Annotated in this window: 12 protein-coding genes; all 12 read right to left on the bottom strand. The window is 49.7% G+C overall.

What is annotated here, in order from left to right; genetic code table 11:
• Positions 1–21: 21 nt before the first annotated feature.
• The 12 genes from E0698_RS00625 to gltB all read right to left on the bottom strand — a co-directional run bounded on the left by E0698_RS00625 (position 22) and on the right by gltB (position 16,540).
• Complete coding sequence (locus tag E0698_RS00625; protein WP_134910818.1) at positions 22–1,401, bottom strand: lipopolysaccharide biosynthesis protein; 1,380 nt, start codon at positions 1,399–1,401, stop codon at positions 22–24.
• A 5-nt stretch (positions 1,402–1,406) separates the two neighbouring features.
• A complete protein-coding gene (locus E0698_RS00620; RefSeq protein ID WP_134910819.1) occupies positions 1,407–2,849 on the bottom strand; it encodes an O-antigen ligase family protein in 1,443 nt (480 codons plus the stop codon).
• A gap of 5 nt (positions 2,850–2,854) precedes the next feature.
• Positions 2,855–3,625, bottom strand: coding sequence for a WecB/TagA/CpsF family glycosyltransferase (locus E0698_RS00615; protein WP_134910820.1), 771 nt, complete (start codon positions 3,623–3,625; stop codon positions 2,855–2,857).
• Positions 3,626–3,629: 4 nt separating this feature from the next.
• The gene (locus tag E0698_RS00610; protein WP_192510261.1) at positions 3,630–4,967 is read right to left on the bottom strand and encodes an O-antigen ligase family protein; all 1,338 of its coding nucleotides are present in this window, start codon (positions 4,965–4,967) and stop codon (positions 3,630–3,632) included.
• Between the two features lie 10 nt (positions 4,968–4,977).
• Positions 4,978–5,913, bottom strand: a complete 936-nt coding sequence (locus E0698_RS00605; protein ID WP_134910822.1) for a glycosyltransferase — start codon at positions 5,911–5,913, stop codon at positions 4,978–4,980.
• The gene (locus E0698_RS00600; protein ID WP_149094457.1) at positions 5,913–6,611 is read right to left on the bottom strand and encodes a sugar transferase; all 699 of its coding nucleotides are present in this window, start codon (positions 6,609–6,611) and stop codon (positions 5,913–5,915) included. Before E0698_RS00600 ends, E0698_RS00605 begins: the two co-directional genes overlap by 1 nt.
• A gap of 16 nt (positions 6,612–6,627) precedes the next feature.
• Positions 6,628–7,521 carry a UTP--glucose-1-phosphate uridylyltransferase GalU gene (gene galU, locus E0698_RS00595; RefSeq protein WP_149094456.1) on the bottom strand — a complete coding sequence of 298 codons (894 nt, stop codon included), beginning with the start codon at positions 7,519–7,521 and terminating at the stop codon, positions 6,628–6,630.
• Positions 7,522–7,560: 39 nt separating this feature from the next.
• Positions 7,561–8,199: a CpsD/CapB family tyrosine-protein kinase gene (locus E0698_RS00590; RefSeq protein ID WP_192510260.1), complete on the bottom strand. Its 639-nt coding sequence runs from the start codon at positions 8,197–8,199 to the stop codon at positions 7,561–7,563.
• A complete protein-coding gene (locus E0698_RS00585) occupies positions 8,183–8,926 on the bottom strand; it encodes a YveK family protein (protein ID WP_187644855.1) in 744 nt (247 codons plus the stop codon). Before E0698_RS00585 ends, E0698_RS00590 begins: the two co-directional genes overlap by 17 nt.
• A gap of 326 nt (positions 8,927–9,252) precedes the next feature.
• Complete coding sequence (locus tag E0698_RS00580) at positions 9,253–9,894, bottom strand: response regulator (protein WP_134910826.1); 642 nt, start codon at positions 9,892–9,894, stop codon at positions 9,253–9,255.
• 93 nt (positions 9,895–9,987) lie between these two features.
• Positions 9,988–11,625 carry a sensor histidine kinase gene (locus tag E0698_RS00575; RefSeq protein ID WP_192510259.1) on the bottom strand — a complete coding sequence of 546 codons (1,638 nt, stop codon included), beginning with the start codon at positions 11,623–11,625 and terminating at the stop codon, positions 9,988–9,990.
• A gap of 316 nt (positions 11,626–11,941) precedes the next feature.
• Positions 11,942–16,540, bottom strand: a complete 4,599-nt coding sequence (gene gltB, locus E0698_RS00570) for a glutamate synthase large subunit (RefSeq protein WP_192510258.1) — start codon at positions 16,538–16,540, stop codon at positions 11,942–11,944.
• Positions 16,541–16,692: the final 152 nt, after the last annotated feature.

Below are 16,692 nucleotides of genomic sequence, written 5' to 3'. Positions count from 1 at the left end.
AGGGGGTGCCTCCTTCTTTATCTAACCGTTAACTGGCTTTTTCCGGATGTAGTGTGACATCGTTGATCGGAGCCATTGAATATCTTGTTTGGAAATAAGTAGTCTCGGAATTTTCATTTTCAGAACGAATTTAACATTACATAAAATGAAACCGAACCGTAGAATCCCCGAAGACAGCATTGCTATCCCTGCACCCGTCAAGCCGTATCTCGGAACGAGTATAGACAGCAATGGTATGACGAGCGCCAATCCGACACCCTGTAGGATGGTAACCAGCTTGGGCTTACCCAGCGCCATGAATTGCTGTGCCAGCACCATGGTTCCTCCGCTGATAGCGACCTCAAGCACCAGTAACCGGAACACCGTAAGCGCTTGTTTAAACTCCTGACCATATAGCAATGTAAATACGAACGGAGCAATCAGCATCAGCATCATGGCAGCCAGAATCGTTGCTGTTGAAGTCACTCGAAACGCCCGAAATGTTATTGCAACCGCGTCCTCCTTGTTTAACCCGGAGGCTTTGGGAAAGAGCACTACGATAATCGAGGTTGAAAATACATTCACCATCCGGGCCAGGCTGACCGCTACCGCATATAAGCCGAGATCAGCCGGTCTGAGCAGACCCGCAATCAGGATCTGATCAATGTAACTAGAAACCTGCCCCATGAGATCGTTGCCGTATGAGCCCATGCCGTAGGTAAAGAGATTTTTGAATTGCGTCCAGCTGTTCTTCACCTTCGGTTTGTACAGCCGAACCATTCGAATCGTGACACCGATATAAATCGGCAAGCCTGGCAGCAAATAGGCCAGGGCTGAGGTGTACGGATTCATATGACCCGTCAGGATCAGGATCGCCAGACCCAGCAGCGTACTTAGCGGCACCAGATACCGAAACAAATTGTACTGCTTGTATTCCGACCGGACCTGAAGCAATGCATTATTGATCTGCGAGATCGCGATAAGCGGACACATCATCATGGAGCATTGCGCGAACAGTATGACCGATGAAGAAAAGGAGCGCAGCCAATAAGGAATCAGGAACACGCCGATGAGTGTCGCCAAGCCCCCGAACATCGTCGCCAGTAGCAAGGCGAGGCCATACAGCTTGCCTGTTTCCTCCGGGTTCTTTTTCGCATTGTAAATCAACGCGGACGGGACACCGAAGCTCATGCAGAAGGCGAGAAATTGGGACCAGTTCACCATCGCGGTCTGTTCCCCGCGTCCGGTAGGACCCAGGAATCGGGCCGTCAGCACGCCAGTCAGCATGTTCACGACGAGAATCAGCATGCTGAATATCATCGTTTTGACTGCTGCCGAGCTGCTATCCTTGCTTTTGGCAAAGCGAACCACTGTGGACCATAGTGTCCGAACAGGTGCGGATAATGTTTGTAAGTTTTGCACAGCCTTTACCTTCTTTCCGCGATGACATCTTTCGCCCACAGTCCTATGCCGATCATCATCCAAATCAGATAGCCACGCATACCGGGAAAACCATTATCCGATATGAGACTGGCTACAGCTCCAGCCCACGTAGCCAATGCCAGTCTGATATAAGGCTGACTGGCATCTCGCTCGGCAATGCGGACGAGAAGGCGCTTGATGATAACGATCAGACCACCGAAGAAAAAGAATGCTCCGCAAATACCGAAGGTGAGGAAAATAGCAATGTAGCCATTATCCATAATCCCAAGTTCACCGAGGTCGCCGCCATTATCAAGCTTGGTTCCGATTCCTACGCTCCCGATCCCCTGCCCCACCGGGTTACCGACAATGGCCGGAAGCATCGTATTCAACAGATCCAGGCGTTCATTGTACGAATGATCCTGTTGAATATCCGTCAACGTTTGCATGCGGGCCACCAGACCTTCTGCTCCTGGCAGCTTCGGAACAATGATGTAGAGAAGGAAACCCACGACAGCAAGTTGAATCAAGGTTTTCCACTTGCCCTTAGAGGATGAAGTGAGAATATAAGCCAGCAGCATAACGAATGCAATCAGCCAGGCCGAACGTACCAGCGTGATCAAAAGACAAACGACCGTCAGCAGGACTCCGATCCATCCCAATGTGCCGCGCCACCGTTTTTCCATCAGCATGGGTACGAGCGCCATTGCCAGGAAAATAGCGCAGGGACCAGGCGAGTTCATAGAAGAGAAAACTCTGATTTGGAGTGGCTCTGGTATACCGATAGAATTCATCTCTACGTTATTCATCCAAAACGCATCCCAAGGAGGGACTGTCAAATACTGAATAATGCCGTAAATCGCCACGAGAACGGCAATGTTAGCATAGGAATACAGCAGACGATCCAGTTCCTTTGCTTTCATGGGCTTAATCGCAAGATAAGGCAGCAGTAGCAAAGGAATCACATAGTTGGCTAAATCATAGGCAAAAACGATTCCATTTTTGAACAACCCGACCACACTTCCGTAGGCCAGTTCAATCCCAAAAAACACAGCAATCCGGGTCAATGGCTTTTCCGCCTGATGAATGCCACGCAGCACGGGAATAATCAACATGCTGCTGACCAGCAGAGGTGCCAAGCTCAACAAGGACACCGAGTGATATGTTCCCTCCATCCAGTCCACAATGCGCCGGATTTCCGGTCCTACTGCCCACACCGTGAGTGTGTACGGAATCAGCATCCGCGATTGAATGATCGCCAGCAAAAAGGCCGGAAAAACGAGCGCCAGCAATATGGCTCCCTGCTGGCTCATGGTGGGATTCATCTTGGCGCTGACAAATCCGATGGCGAGCGGCAGCATACAGGCCAACACTCCCATGCCGATCATGCTGATTCCACGCCGATTTCCTAACCAAACGGAAACCTGCTGATCTGCCAATCGACTCATGTTTCTCACCCCTGACCTCCCTTCATCCGGTTCCGCTTGAACATTTCCTTAAACAGCAGAACGAGAAACTGGGAATCCTCAATCAAGTATCTTTTCCACAAACGCTTAGGCTCCTGAGACAACCGCCAAAACCATTCAAATCCCGTCTTCTGCATCAGTTCCGGTGCACGTTTCACATTTCCCGACAGAAAATCAAACGTAGCTCCCACCCCTATCGAAATCGGAGCGCGATATGTCTCGTAATATCTGTAAATCCATTTTTCCTGTTTAGGTGCGCCTACACCGACAAAAACGATGTCCGGGCGAGCCTCTTGCAGTAATTGGACAATATGTCTGTTCTCTTCCTCATTTTTCTCAAAGCCATAAGAAGGAGAGTAGCACCCCACCACATTCATGTTCGGGTACGATTCCTGAAGATTGAGCATGGCCTTCTCGGGAATACCGTCCGCCGCACCCAGAAAAAACAACCGATAGCCTCGATCCTCAAAAGCCTCCCCCAGCCGGGTGAACAAATCGGAACCTGACACCTTTTGCTTGAGGGGCTTTTTCAGCAACTTGGACGCCCAAATAATGGGCATTCCATCGGCCACCACAGCTCCCGCATCGGAATATACCTTGCGGAATTCATCATCCTTGCGAAGCTTGATCACATGATCGACATTACAGGTCAAAATGTAGGAATGACGCTGATGCACAATAGAAGTATCTATAAATTCGAGTAGATCGTTAAAATCATAATTATCAAAGTTGACATCGAACATGTTCACTCTGCTCATCGTATCACTTCTCTTTGCGAAAATCGGTTTGCGTAGATGTCTGGTATAAAGCATTCAAATACCAGCAAAATGGAATAATCATCTGAACCGTCGACAACGTGTTATCTGAAAACGAATAAATCAGAAAGCCGGCAATCAAGCTTGCAAAATAAGGTTTGATTGGCTTGGCAAGCGACCGGTAAATGAGAACGAACACGACCAGCAATGAAAGCATCAATAATCCGCAGCCGATATATCCCGTGTCAAAATAAAAGCGTATATACTCGTTATGCGGTACGACAAAGCCTTTGAATAACGTCCCGTCGTTCGCAACCGTCACCGCGCCAAGACCTCTGCCTGACAACGGATAATCCTGTACTCTGTTCAAGAAATATTCCCATGCCTCCGAGCGTCCCGACAGGTCAATTCCCGTATCGGTCTCCCGCTCGAAGGAGCGTTTTTTTAAATTGTTCCATTGCAGGGCCACCGCCCCCAGAGCAATCAAAAACGATCCGGCCAGCGGTAGCAAATAATTGACTTTTCCCTTGAGATACTGCCGGGCGATATCGAACAGATACACAGCAAACATGAGCAGCAATGCCAGAATCGGCCCACGTGTGCCAGTGGCAATCAGAATCAAAAAGTTCAGCGCCAGCACCGTATAATAAAAAGCAGCTTGCTGCGGCTTGCGTTTGACCTCAATCAGCGAGACGGCAATCCCGAGAAAGGAGAGCATCGCCAGATGCGGCGGGATGTTCGCTCCCTGTACTCTCACCGCTCCCGTAAATTCCACATCGGTAAACGAATGCAGCCCTACGACCTGTAAACCAAGTCCAACGACCACACTAATGATCGGCAGCAAGCTGATCAGTCGGATATGCTTTTCGGCCACATCCTTCTTCCACTGGATTAGTAGAAAAAAGAAGGGCAACGATAGTCCTACGAAAGCTTTTACTGCAATCGAGGTCGTCAGCGTAGGCAGCCATGCTGAAAATCCAAATGTAATTCCCAGCATGATCACCAAAGCCCAGATCGGATAGCTAAACTTGAAGCGTATGCCGTAAACGAGCATGCACGGCACCAGTAGGGCCAAAATGCCCAATTTGTACAATGACAAAATCTCGATGCCGAATACGCCACCCTGATACAGGGAATCCACCGATACCGCCGTGCTCAGCAGAACTGCATAGCTGATGCGCTCCGGGTGATGGATAGAAACGGCCAGCAGAAGCAGTAAGCATACCGCCGCAATGCTGGCCACGGGCTGATAAGTAGCCGCAATTCCTACAGCAAGAGCGCCCAGAAGAAAAATGAAAACATGCTGTATTGTGTTTATTCTCGAAGTCCAAGGATAGTTGCTCATGTTCAATCTTTCACCCCGCAGCTGACTCGCTTTTCCGGTTGCGCAGCGTATCCAGGGTTCCCCGTATACTTTCAAATCTGCACCGGTTCAACAGCTTCCTGCCCTCAGTACGTGCCAGCAGGGAGTCCATCGTGTTGTATAACCATTTGGCTGCTGTCTTCGCCATCAACATCACGTTGCCGCGCAGACCTACGGCCTGAACAGCGTGAGACATGCCCTGACAGTAGTAACGGTTCATGATCCATTCCTTTGTTAACCGTGCCGCCGGAACAAAATGCTTCACAGCCATGTGAGGATGGTACATGATCGTTCCGCCATTTTTACGAATCTGCTCGAACACCCACGATTCTTCACCGGATAAGAGGATGTCTCCCTTTCTTCCCAAATGAAGCGGGAACATCACAGCAGCAAAGGCCGTTTTGCGCATAGCCATATTCGCTCCGAACGGGTTCAGTCCCGCCGGATATTCACGGATGGCTTTTCCCAAGTCAATAATCGTGTAGGGCAACTCAAGCGGACCTGTCAGCCAGCCCGGTCGTTCCGTTTCAAACAAAGGATCTATCTTCCCGCCCATGGCCGTCAGCTCGGGATTGTTCCCAAAGGTCGACATAATCGTTTGCAGCCATGTAACACATGGGATCGCATCATCATCCAGAAAAGCAATGACTTCTGCTCTCGATAACGTAATACCCGCATTACGAGCGGCTGATAGTCCTTGCTCGCGCTCATAATGATACCGGAGATGAATATCCTGACCATGTGCGGCACTAAATCTTTTGATCGTCGCCGCCGTATGATCCGTGGAGCGATTATCGACCACAATGATCTCAGCCAGCGCAAGGTCATTTAGCTTCAGCAGGGACATTAGCGTTTTTTCCAGCAGGTCCGCCCGGTTATAGGTGCAAATAACGACGGACACTGCGGGACATCGCTTGAATGCATCCATCAGTAAGCATCCTTGGAGAACAGCATTTTAATGCCTGTTTTCATGATGATTTTCAGATCGAGCCACGTATTGCGAACATGAATATACTTCAAATCCATTTGCACCATTTCTTCGAAGCCTACGCTGTTACGTGCGCTCACCTGCCAGTAGCCGGTACATCCCGGTGTGACAATCAGGCGTTGCTTGTCATAATCGGAGTATTGCTCAACCTCGCTCGGCAATGGTGGACGCGGACCCACTAATGTCATGTCCCCGACCAGCACATTCCACAGCTGCGGAATCTCATCAATACTCGTCTTGCGCAAAAAACTGCCAATCTTCGTAATCCGCGGATCGTTTTTAATTTTGAACATGGCGCCGCTCACTTCATTCAGTGCCATCAAATCCTTTTTCAGCTCCTCGGCATTGGACACCATCGAACGGAATTTATACATATTGAATAGCTTCTCGTTCTTACCCACCCGAATTTGCTTGAAAAACACGCTTCCCTTCGGATCCTCGAGCTTGATCAAAACACCCACCACGATAAAAAGCGGCAGTAATACGATCAAACCCACAAAAGACAGCAGCATGTCGAGGAATCGCTTGGTTACCAGGTAAGACGTTTTATCCTGAATTTGTGTATTTCCGTATGGCATGTAAAACGCTTTACCTGACATGACAGCCTCGCCGTCCTCCGGTAAATTTTCCATGCTCATGCTGACGTGCCCCCTCTCAACCTGCCGTGGTTGCTTTCTCGGCCTTTTTCAGCCACTCGTGCATGGCTTCAATAACCGGATACTTCAAATCATCGCTAGCGAGTGCAAATTCAAGTGTGGTCAAAATATAACCGAGACGCTCGCCCACGTCATAACGTGTTCCTTCAAAGTCATAGGCGTACACGCGCTCACTTTGATTCAGCTTTTGGATGGCATCGGTCAACTGAATTTCGCCGCCCGCCCCTTTTTCCTGAAGATCGAGATATTTGAAAATTTTTGGTGAGAATACATAACGGCCCATAATGGCCAGGTCGGAAGGCGCTGTGCCCGGAGCCGGTTTTTCTATAAAATTGTTTACCCGGTACAGGCGTCCGTCCTGTTGATCCGGTTCAATGATGCCGTAGCGGTTTGTGAACTCCTGCGGTACCCGTTGTACACCAATGACGGAATTTTGAGTTTCCTCATACTGATCCATCAACTGACGCAAGCAAGGCTTCTGACCTGTTACGATATCATCGCCCAACAGTACGCCGAACGGCTCGTCCCCGATAAAGCGTCTTGCGCACCATACCGCATGCCCCAGACCTTTGGGTTCTTTCTGGCGAATGTAGTGAATTTCTACTCCTGAAGAACGCTGTACCTCTTCCAGAAGCTTCAGCTTGCCGTCCTCCAGCAGTTTTGATTCCAGCTCAAATGCGTTGTCAAAGTGATCCTCAATAGCACGCTTGCCTTTGCCCGTTACAATAATAATGTCCTCAATACCGGAAGCAATCGCTTCTTCCACGATATATTGAATCGTGGGCTTATTGATAATCGGAAGCATTTCCTTAGGCATTGCTTTGGTCGCAGGAAGGAAGCGCGTACCCAACCCCGCTGCTGGAATAATGGCCTTTTTCACTCTTTTCGTCATCGCACTCATTCTCCTTGCTTCATCGAATTTTGGTGTTGCTTACTTCACCTGATTCATCACAATTCCAACCAGTGTCGCACCGGCCTGATCCATGAGCTGCTTTGTTTTGCGTAAGTCTTCCCGTTTGGTTCGGGCATGTCTGGCGACGAGAATCACGCCATCCGTCATGCTTGCGACCAGGCGGGCATCCGTATAATTCAGCGCCGGAGCCGAGTCGAGCAATATGATGTCATATTCGCGCTTTAGCCCTTCCAGCAGCTCCACCATGCGTTCACTGCCGAGCAGATCAGCCGCGTTGTATAAGGTGTCGCCGCCGGGAATAACAGACAGCTCCGGCACGCCATGCCTGACGATGGACTTGGAAGAAGCTCCACCGCGCAAATAAGCCGATAAACCTTCCGTATTCTCCAATCCGAATATCTCGTGTAACGCTGGTGTATGGAGATTGCAATCCACCAGAACCACCTTTTTGCCTTCTTGTGCAAAGGAAACGCCGATGTTGGCGAGCAGCGTCGTCTTGCCCGCTCCGCTCTCTGGCGAGGTCAGCAGCAGAACCGTCCCGCGGTCCGTCTGCCCGATGACCTGCTGCCGGATGTATGTACGGAGGGATCGGAATGATTCCGAGACATACGATGAAGGATTGCTTTCTGTAATCAACATGTCATTCAATCGCAGCATATTTACGCTCCCCTACCCGTTCTTTGGAATTTCCGGCTGCGCCGTTGATGTCCTTCTTACGAATGACAGGGATCGATGCAATCACCGGAATACCGATGTCCGCATCTGCCTCTTTTTCCGTGCGCAGCGTACCGTTGATGCTTTCCAGAAACACAATCGTGCCCAGCGCAATCATCAGCGATACGAGAAAGCTAATCGCAATATTCATGAGCGGATTCCCATTGGTGGGGTCAGGATTGGCCCGCGGGTCCGCCTCATTCAAAATTTTCACATTATTCAATTCCATCAGCCCCGGAACCGTCTGCACGAATTTCTGGGTTACCGCGTTAACAACAGCGGCGGCCTGTGAATAACTCCCTGCCTCAAACGTCAAGCCGATGACCTGACTTTTATCCGAGGTTTTGACCTGTAGCTTTTCTGCCAGCTTTTGCTGCGTCAAGCCGAATTCAGGATGGGCCGTTACGACAGCCTCCATAATTTTGGGTGAAGTGAGAATTTGCTTGTAGCTTTCCACCAAATTAAGACTTGTGTTGACGTCGTTCAGATTGTTGCTCCCCTGCTTACCGGAAATATGATTAACCAGCAGCTGACTTGAGGCGGAATAGACCGGCTTCACGACATTGTCGCTCACAAAGTAAGTCGTTACACATGAGAGAATGACAAAAATCGCAATCAGCCACAATCTTTTTTTGATCAGGACCAGATAATCCAAAATGGTTTTCTCCACAAAAATCCTCCCTCCCATACAATTTCTCTTCTTATTTTAAGTATGATCTAATTGTACCAAGCTGCTGTGGGAACGACATGGAACCGGACGGCACTTTCTCCATCACTACAGGGGGAGGGGATTGTATACTTTTGGCTACGGCATGGTATACTTTTGTACCAGCCTTTGTCGATTATGGAAAAATAAATAGAAAAAAGCCTCAAAACCACCGAAGCTGGTGATTTTGAGGCTTCTTCTGCTACTCGCTATATAAGCTGAACTGAAAAGTTACATTGGTGCCACTGCCCAGTCGGACAGTGCTTTCCATCGCCATTGCCTTCAGCGCATCAAACGCTAGATGTTCTTGGCTCGTACTTCGCCAGACCAATCGCATTGGCATACAACGCTGCCTGCGTACGATCCGCCAGCCGCAGCTTGGCCAAAATCTGACTGACATGCTTTTTGACCGTAAATTCGCTGATGAATAAACGGGATGCAATCTCGCGGTTGCAGGCTCCCTGTCCCAGCTCGACCAATACTTCTTTTTCCTTAGGTGTCAGGTCGTCTGACAGATTGCCCGCATCCTCCCGCAGCTTGTTCTCCAGAATAGCAGGATCGTAATATTTGCGTCCTTTGTTGACAAGATGAATCGCGTAAATTAGTTCCTCAGGCAAAGCCTCCTTGAGTACGTAACCGTCCACAGAAGCTTCCTCTGCTTTCAGGAAGTCTTCCCGTGTGGCCGAGGATGTCAGCAAAATAAATTTGCTTCTGAACCCGCGTCCGCGTGCTATTTTGATAATATCCAGGCCCGATTCGTCAGCAAGCTTCAAATCCAGCAGCACCAGATCCGGATCGGTTTCCTCGATTACCGCAAGTGCTTCCTGTTGGTTCTGGGCCTCTCCCGCAAACTGAACATTGGACTGCATGGATATAACCGCAGCGAGTCCTTTCCGTACTAAAGGATGATCATCGACAATGACAATTTTCATGATTCGGCCTCCTGTCTACAGTTCAGGATTTGCACAATCCCTATGTATCCGATTGTTACCGCAGATTTTGTATTGCAGGATGTTCACACATCTTTATTCATAAGCATTTACTGGAATGGACAATCGGATCTGTGTTCCCTCTCCGATTCGACTTGAAATATCAAATTCACCTCCCATTGATTGAGCTAAATATTCCATATTCATCATGCCCAGGCCACTGCCTGCACTGACCGCCTCACCTCCTGCTACCATTCTCGCCGTCTCGAACCCTACTCCGTCGTCATGAATAGACAGTCTAATCACCTGGGGCGTCAATTTTAACTTCACATCAACCCGCTTGGCCAAGCCATGCCGGATTGCGTTACCTGCCGCTTCGGATATGATACGGAACAAAGCCTTTTGATACAAGTACGGCAGTGAAAAATGATCCCCATGAATATCAAAGTCAATCTGTACATGATTCAGCTTGGACAGCGTATGCAGATGGCTTTTCACCGTTCCTAACCAAGTTGGCCCCCCGCTCTTTTTCGAGCTTAGGCTATGAATGGCCCCTTTCAGCTCCCTGACTGCCTGGTTGGCGGATTGCTGAATCAGCTCAATTTGTTCCTCCACCTGCTCCTTGGGCTGATCATGCCATGTCTGCCGAAGTGAATGCGTCGCGTATACAATGCCAAAAAGACTTTGTGATACATTATCATGCATTTCATTCGCAATCCGGTTCTGCTCGTTCGTTACAATCAACTGATTTTCGATTCGCTCCAGCTCGTAGCGCTCCAAGAATACGGCGCTCAGCTCAGCCAGGAATATGAGTTGTTGTACAAGCCAGCGTCTTCCCGTCAAACTTTGATCAGGGCCCAGCTTAAGACCGATGGTCGCTACAAAACGAGTCGTCATCGGTACCGTGATCATGAGAAAATCGCCCCATTCTGGCAGATGCCTGAAAAACGGCTCCCGCTCTTCCCTGAATTCCTCACGGTAATTCCCCAGCTCCTCGAATAGCTGCTCCTCTTCCTCCACCGTCCAACCTGTCTGACTGCTCTCCGGCGCATCCTCCTCCTGATTGTCCAGCCAGAAAAATGCGCGGCTCTGCTTTGTCAGCTTAACCGTGTAGTCCGAGATGACCTGCCCCAGATTTAATGCCTCGTTGTGGCTAGTCGTCTCCATGATGTGGTAAATCGACTTAATATGTTCCATCGTCTCATTAGCTTGCTCCTTCGCCATCTTCAACTCATTCTTCATGACGCCGATTACCTGCATGGCCATCGTGGTCACAATCAGCACCAGGAATAAATTCGCATTCTGTAACACCATGTCCCACAAAAAATATTGACCAGGTGTAAAAAAGATATAACAAAATGTGAGTACCAAGCCGATATAAGAAAGAAGGAGCGTCCAACTGTACCTCATAGAAAGGTGAGCACAAGCCACCAACATAGGGGTAATCACATACCATTTGAACGGACTGTCCATCCCTCCTGTCGGGAGCAACAACAAAATGATCCCTGCGGTTTCCAGAGCAATGCTGCATTTCAAAACCATATCATGAAGTCTGTACTTGCGGTAAATCCACGTAAATAATGTAACAGATAAAAATAGAAACACAATAAGTAATAACTTCTGCCACACATTTAATCTGGATGATTCGAACAAAAAAACAAGCGACGTTAAAGATAGTGATACATACCGATACAAAAAAATCATTTTGTCTTCTGCTGACTTCTTCAACTTCATCCTGTCACCCTATTCTGTGTTTTGAAGGGACGATGGGGATTTGTTTGTGTACTCTAAAAAATCATAACCAATCCAAAAATAAATAACAAGACATAAACTCTTACGTAAACGGTTACATTCCAAAAAATTTGGTACTTTTTATAACATATTTACCGTTTCAGGAAAACATTTCGGGGGTAATGTCAGAAACTATAACGTTTGTCAAGGATATAAATCATATTTCCACAGAACTAAAAAAGGACTTGCTGGTACCACCGTGATCATAACAGCGGTATTCAGCCTGTCCTTTTTTCAGTGAATTTGGTGCGGGGCTACATTAGCCCCCGGCACGCGCCAATTCACGCATATTGGCTTCAAATGCAGCCAGCAGAGCCTCATCCCCGCTCAAACCGGTTGCCTCTTCTTTTTGTATCTGTTCAACCATACGCTTGTAATCCTTCGGAATCACCCGTACAAACTGCTGAATCGCATTCTGCCAGTCATCCAAAATACGTTGTCCCGCTTCACTGCCTGTGTACGTGACATGGCGCTGAATCAAACCTCGCAGATCCGCTGCTTCCGCAGGATCTTCCACGCCTTCCAGCAGCACCATCTCCAGGTTACAACGGCTTAGGAACGTTCCCTGAGGGTCAAAGACGTATGCAATACCTCCAGACATCCCTGCTCCGAAATTCCGTCCGGTTTCGCCCAGCACAGCTACACGTCCGCCTGTCATATACTCACAGCCATGATCGCCGACACCCTCGACAACGATATGTGCGCCAGAGTTCCGGACGGCAAAGCGTTCCCCAGCAATTCCGCTAATATAAGCTTCCCCGCCGGTCGCTCCATACAAAGCCGTATTTCCGATAATAATGTTCTCTTCTGCCTTAAAGGTCGCTTTGTGAGATTTCTTCACAATAACCTTACCACCGGATAGCCCTTTACCTACATAGTCATTGCTATCGCCTTCAACGCTCAGCGTGATACCTTTCGGAATAAACGCCCCGAAGCTCTGACCTGCTGATCCGATGAAGTTAAAACGAATCGTATCCTCAGGCAGCCCCGCCGCTCCGTACTTACGGGTAACCTCGCTGCCCAGAATCGTACCTACGGCCCGATTCACGTTCGTTATAGGCAAGGTAGCCTCTACAGCTGTTCCGTTCTCCAGCGCCCCGGCAGCCATCGGTACGAGCTTCTGCATATCAAGCGTTTCTTCCAGACCGTGGTTTTGGCGTTGCACGCGGTAACGTACACTGCCGTCTTCCAGCTCAGGAACATGCAGCAGCAAGCTCAGATCGACGCCTTTCTTCTTCCAGTGCGAGTCGGCGTTCACGGTATCCAGACAATCCGTGCGTCCGATCATTTCCTGAATCGTGCGGAAGCCCAGCTCGGCCATAATTTCGCGGACATCTTCTGCGATGAAACGCATAAAATTCACCACATGGGCAGGGTCGCCCATATAATTTTTGCGCAGCTCCGGATTCTGCGTAGCTACACCAACCGGACAGGTGTCCATTTGGCATACCCGCATCATAATACAGCCCAACGCCACAAGCGGCGCTGTAGAGAAGCCATATTCTTCTGCACCCAGCAGGGCAGCTACCACCAGATCGCGGCCGGACAGCATCTTGCCGTCTGTCTCCAGCACTACACGGTCGCGCAGGTTGTTCAGCATCAGCGTCTGATGCGTCTCGGCCAGACCCAGCTCCCAAGGCATACCCGCATGGCGGATGGAGCCTTGCGGAGAAGCGCCTGTACCGCCGTCATAGCCACTGACCAGAATAATGTCAGCACGGCCTTTAGCCACTCCTGTAGCAATCGTGCCCACGCCTACCTCCGATACCAGCTTCACATTAATGTCAGCACGCGGATTGGCGTTTTTGAGATCGTAGATCAGCTCTGCCAAATCCTCGATAGAATAAATATCGTGATGCGGTGGTGGTGAGATCAGTCCCACGCCCGGCGTAGAACCACGCACCTCAGCAACCCAAGGATACACCTTGCGTCCTGGCAGTTGTCCGCCTTCGCCCGGCTTCGCACCTTGCGCCATTTTAATCTGAATTTCGTCGGCGTTCACCAAATAATTCGACGTTACACCGAAGCGGCCTGATGCCACCTGCTTGATCGAGCTGCGACGGGAATCGCCATTGGCATCCGGTATGAAACGTGCAGGGTTTTCTCCACCTTCACCGGTGTTGCTCTTGCCGCCGATACGGTTCATCGCAATCGCCATATCCTCATGCGCTTCCTGACTGATCGAGCCAAAGGACATAGCTCCCGTCTTAAAACGACGCATAATCGATGCAGCAGATTCCACTTCATCCAGTGGCACAGGTTCACCCACGGACTTCAACTGAAGCATGGAGCGGATCGTCAAATACTGTTCACTTTCGCCCTGCACCAGCTTGACGTATTTCTTGTACAGCTTGTAGTCTCCCGAGCGAACCGACTGCTGGAGCAAATGTACCGTTTGCGGATTAAACAAATGCTCTTCCCCATCGTTACGCCATTGATATTCGCCGCCTGAATCCAACACTTTATCGTTGCCGTCCTTGTCGGTAAAAGCCCGGTTGTGGTGAGCCAGCGCTTCCACCGTGACTTCCTCCAGACCGATACCACCAATGCGGGAAGGTGTCCAGGTGAAGTAGCGATCAACGAAATCCTGTTTGAGACCTACGGCCTCAAAAATCTGTGCTCCACGGTACGACTGAATCGTGGAAATACCCATTTTGGACAATATTTTAACGACACCCTTGGTAGCAGCTTTAATATAATTTTTAATTGCTTTTTCGTGCGAAATGCCGCGCAGCAAGCCCTGTTGAATCATGACATCCAGCGTTTCGAAAGCCAGATACGGATTAACCGCACTCACGCCGTAGCCAAGCAGCACTGCATAATGATGAATATCTCTCGGCTCTCCCGACTCCAGCAAAATACTAACACGTGTGCGTGTACCCTGCTTGATCAAGTGATGATGCAGGCTCGAAACAGCCAGCAACGCCGGAATGGCCGCATTCTCAGCATCCACGCCACGGTCGGACAGAATCAGGATGTTATGACCCTTGTCAATGACACGGTCAGCAGCCTCAAACAGTCCTTCGAGTGCCTTACGCAGTCCTTCTGCGCCCTCCTTCGCTTCAAAGAAGATCGGAATCGTCATCGACTTGAAGCCTGGACGGTGGACGTGACGAATTTTAGCAAATTCCTCATTCGACAACACCGGTGAATCCAGACGAATCTGACGACAGCTTTCGGGTTCCGGATGCAGCAAATTGCGCTCAGGTCCAATCGTAGTTGCCGTGGACGTTACGATCTCTTCCCGAATGGCATCAATCGGCGGATTCGTGACTTGCGCAAACATCTGTTTAAAATAGTTGTACAAACGTTGTGGACGGTCAGACAGCACCGCCAATGGAGCATCATATCCCATCGAGCCAATCGGTTCCGCACCTGTGAGCGCCATCGGCTCCAAAATCTTGCGCAGTTCTTCAAACGTATAGCCAAAAGCCAGCTGAAGCTGGTTCACATTCTCATGCTTCGGCTCCGGCTGCTCCAATGCTTCCGGCAATTCATCCAGATTGACCAGATGCTCATCCAGCCATTCCTGGTAAGGTTCCTCGGAAGCGATACGTTCCTTCAACTCTTCGTCAGAAATGATGCGGCCCTCCTGAGTATCGACCAGCAGCATCCGTCCCGGACGGAGACGATCCTTGTAGAGTACATTTTCAGGAGCGATATCCAGTACACCCGCTTCTGAAGACAGGGCGATCAGGTCATCCTTGGTCACATAGTAACGCGCAGGACGCAGGCCGTTGCGGTCTAGAATTGCCCCGATCTGCACACCATCCGTAAACGCCATCGCAGCCGGTCCATCCCAAGGCTCCATCATCGTGCTGTGATACTCATAAAATGCCCGCTTCTTCGGGTCCATCGTCTCATGCTTGTTCCAAGGCTCCGGCACCATCATCATGGCTACATGAGGAAGGGAACGTCCACTCAGATACAGGAATTCCAATGTATTATCAAACATGGCTGTATCCGAACCATCGGGGTTAATAACCGGCTTTACCTTGCCGATATCTTCGCCAAACGCTTCACTTTCAAACTGGGCCTGACGTGCATGCATCCAGTTCACGTTACCACGCATCGTGTTAATTTCACCGTTGTGAATCATAAAACGATAAGGATGCGCACGATCCCAGCTCGGGAACGTGTTCGTACTGAAGCGGGAATGGATCAGCGCGATCGCCGATGTCACCCGCTCATCCTGCAAATCCAGATAAAATTGTCCTACCTGCTCGGTTGTAAGCATTCCTTTGTATACAACCTTACGGCATGACAAACTCGGGATATAAAACGACTCACGGTTCTGGTCTTCTTCGTTATAGCGAATGGCAAGCTCCGCCCGTTTGCGAATAACATACAGTTTCCGTTCAAAGTCCAGTTCTTCCTTCAAATCGCTGCTGCGACCGATGAACACCTGACGTACGCCCGGTTTGGCTGCTTTCGCCGATTTGCCCAGCATTTCGTCATAAGTCGGAACATCACGGAAGCCCAGACAGTTCTGACCCTCATCTATGATAATATCTCTCAGCTTCTGCTCATGAACTTCACGAACCTTCGGATCATTGGATACAAAAAGCATACCCACGCCGTAATGTCCGGCCTTTGGCAGCTTGAAGCCCAGTCGCTCCGCTTCCTCTTGGAAAAACAGATGCGGCACCTGAATCATAATCCCCGCTCCGTCACCGGAGTTCGGTTCACTTCCCTGACCGCCCCGATGCTCCATATTTACGAGCATGGTCAAAGCCTGACTTACGATATCGTGTGATGGTTTTCCCTTGATGTGGGCAACAAAGCCCATGCCGCAGGCGTCTTTTTCGAATTGGGGATCATATAATCCCTGTTTGGGTGGTAAACCTGTCTGTCTCATGGAACGCAACCTTTCTGTTATAAAGTCATGCTGGCCTGAAATACAGGCGGCCGAATAGAAGACAGTGGCAACAAGAGGTAACTCAAAGAACAACTACGAGTACGAGGATCGGGGGACAAAACATGTGACGTATTCAAGGCGGTACGGTCCGC

Source organism: Paenibacillus sp. 23TSA30-6, from assembly GCF_014858585.1.
GTDB lineage: Bacteria > Bacillota > Bacilli > Paenibacillales > Paenibacillaceae > Paenibacillus.
Note: the sequence above shows the minus strand (reverse complement) of the source record. Positions and strands in the feature narration are given on the sequence as shown.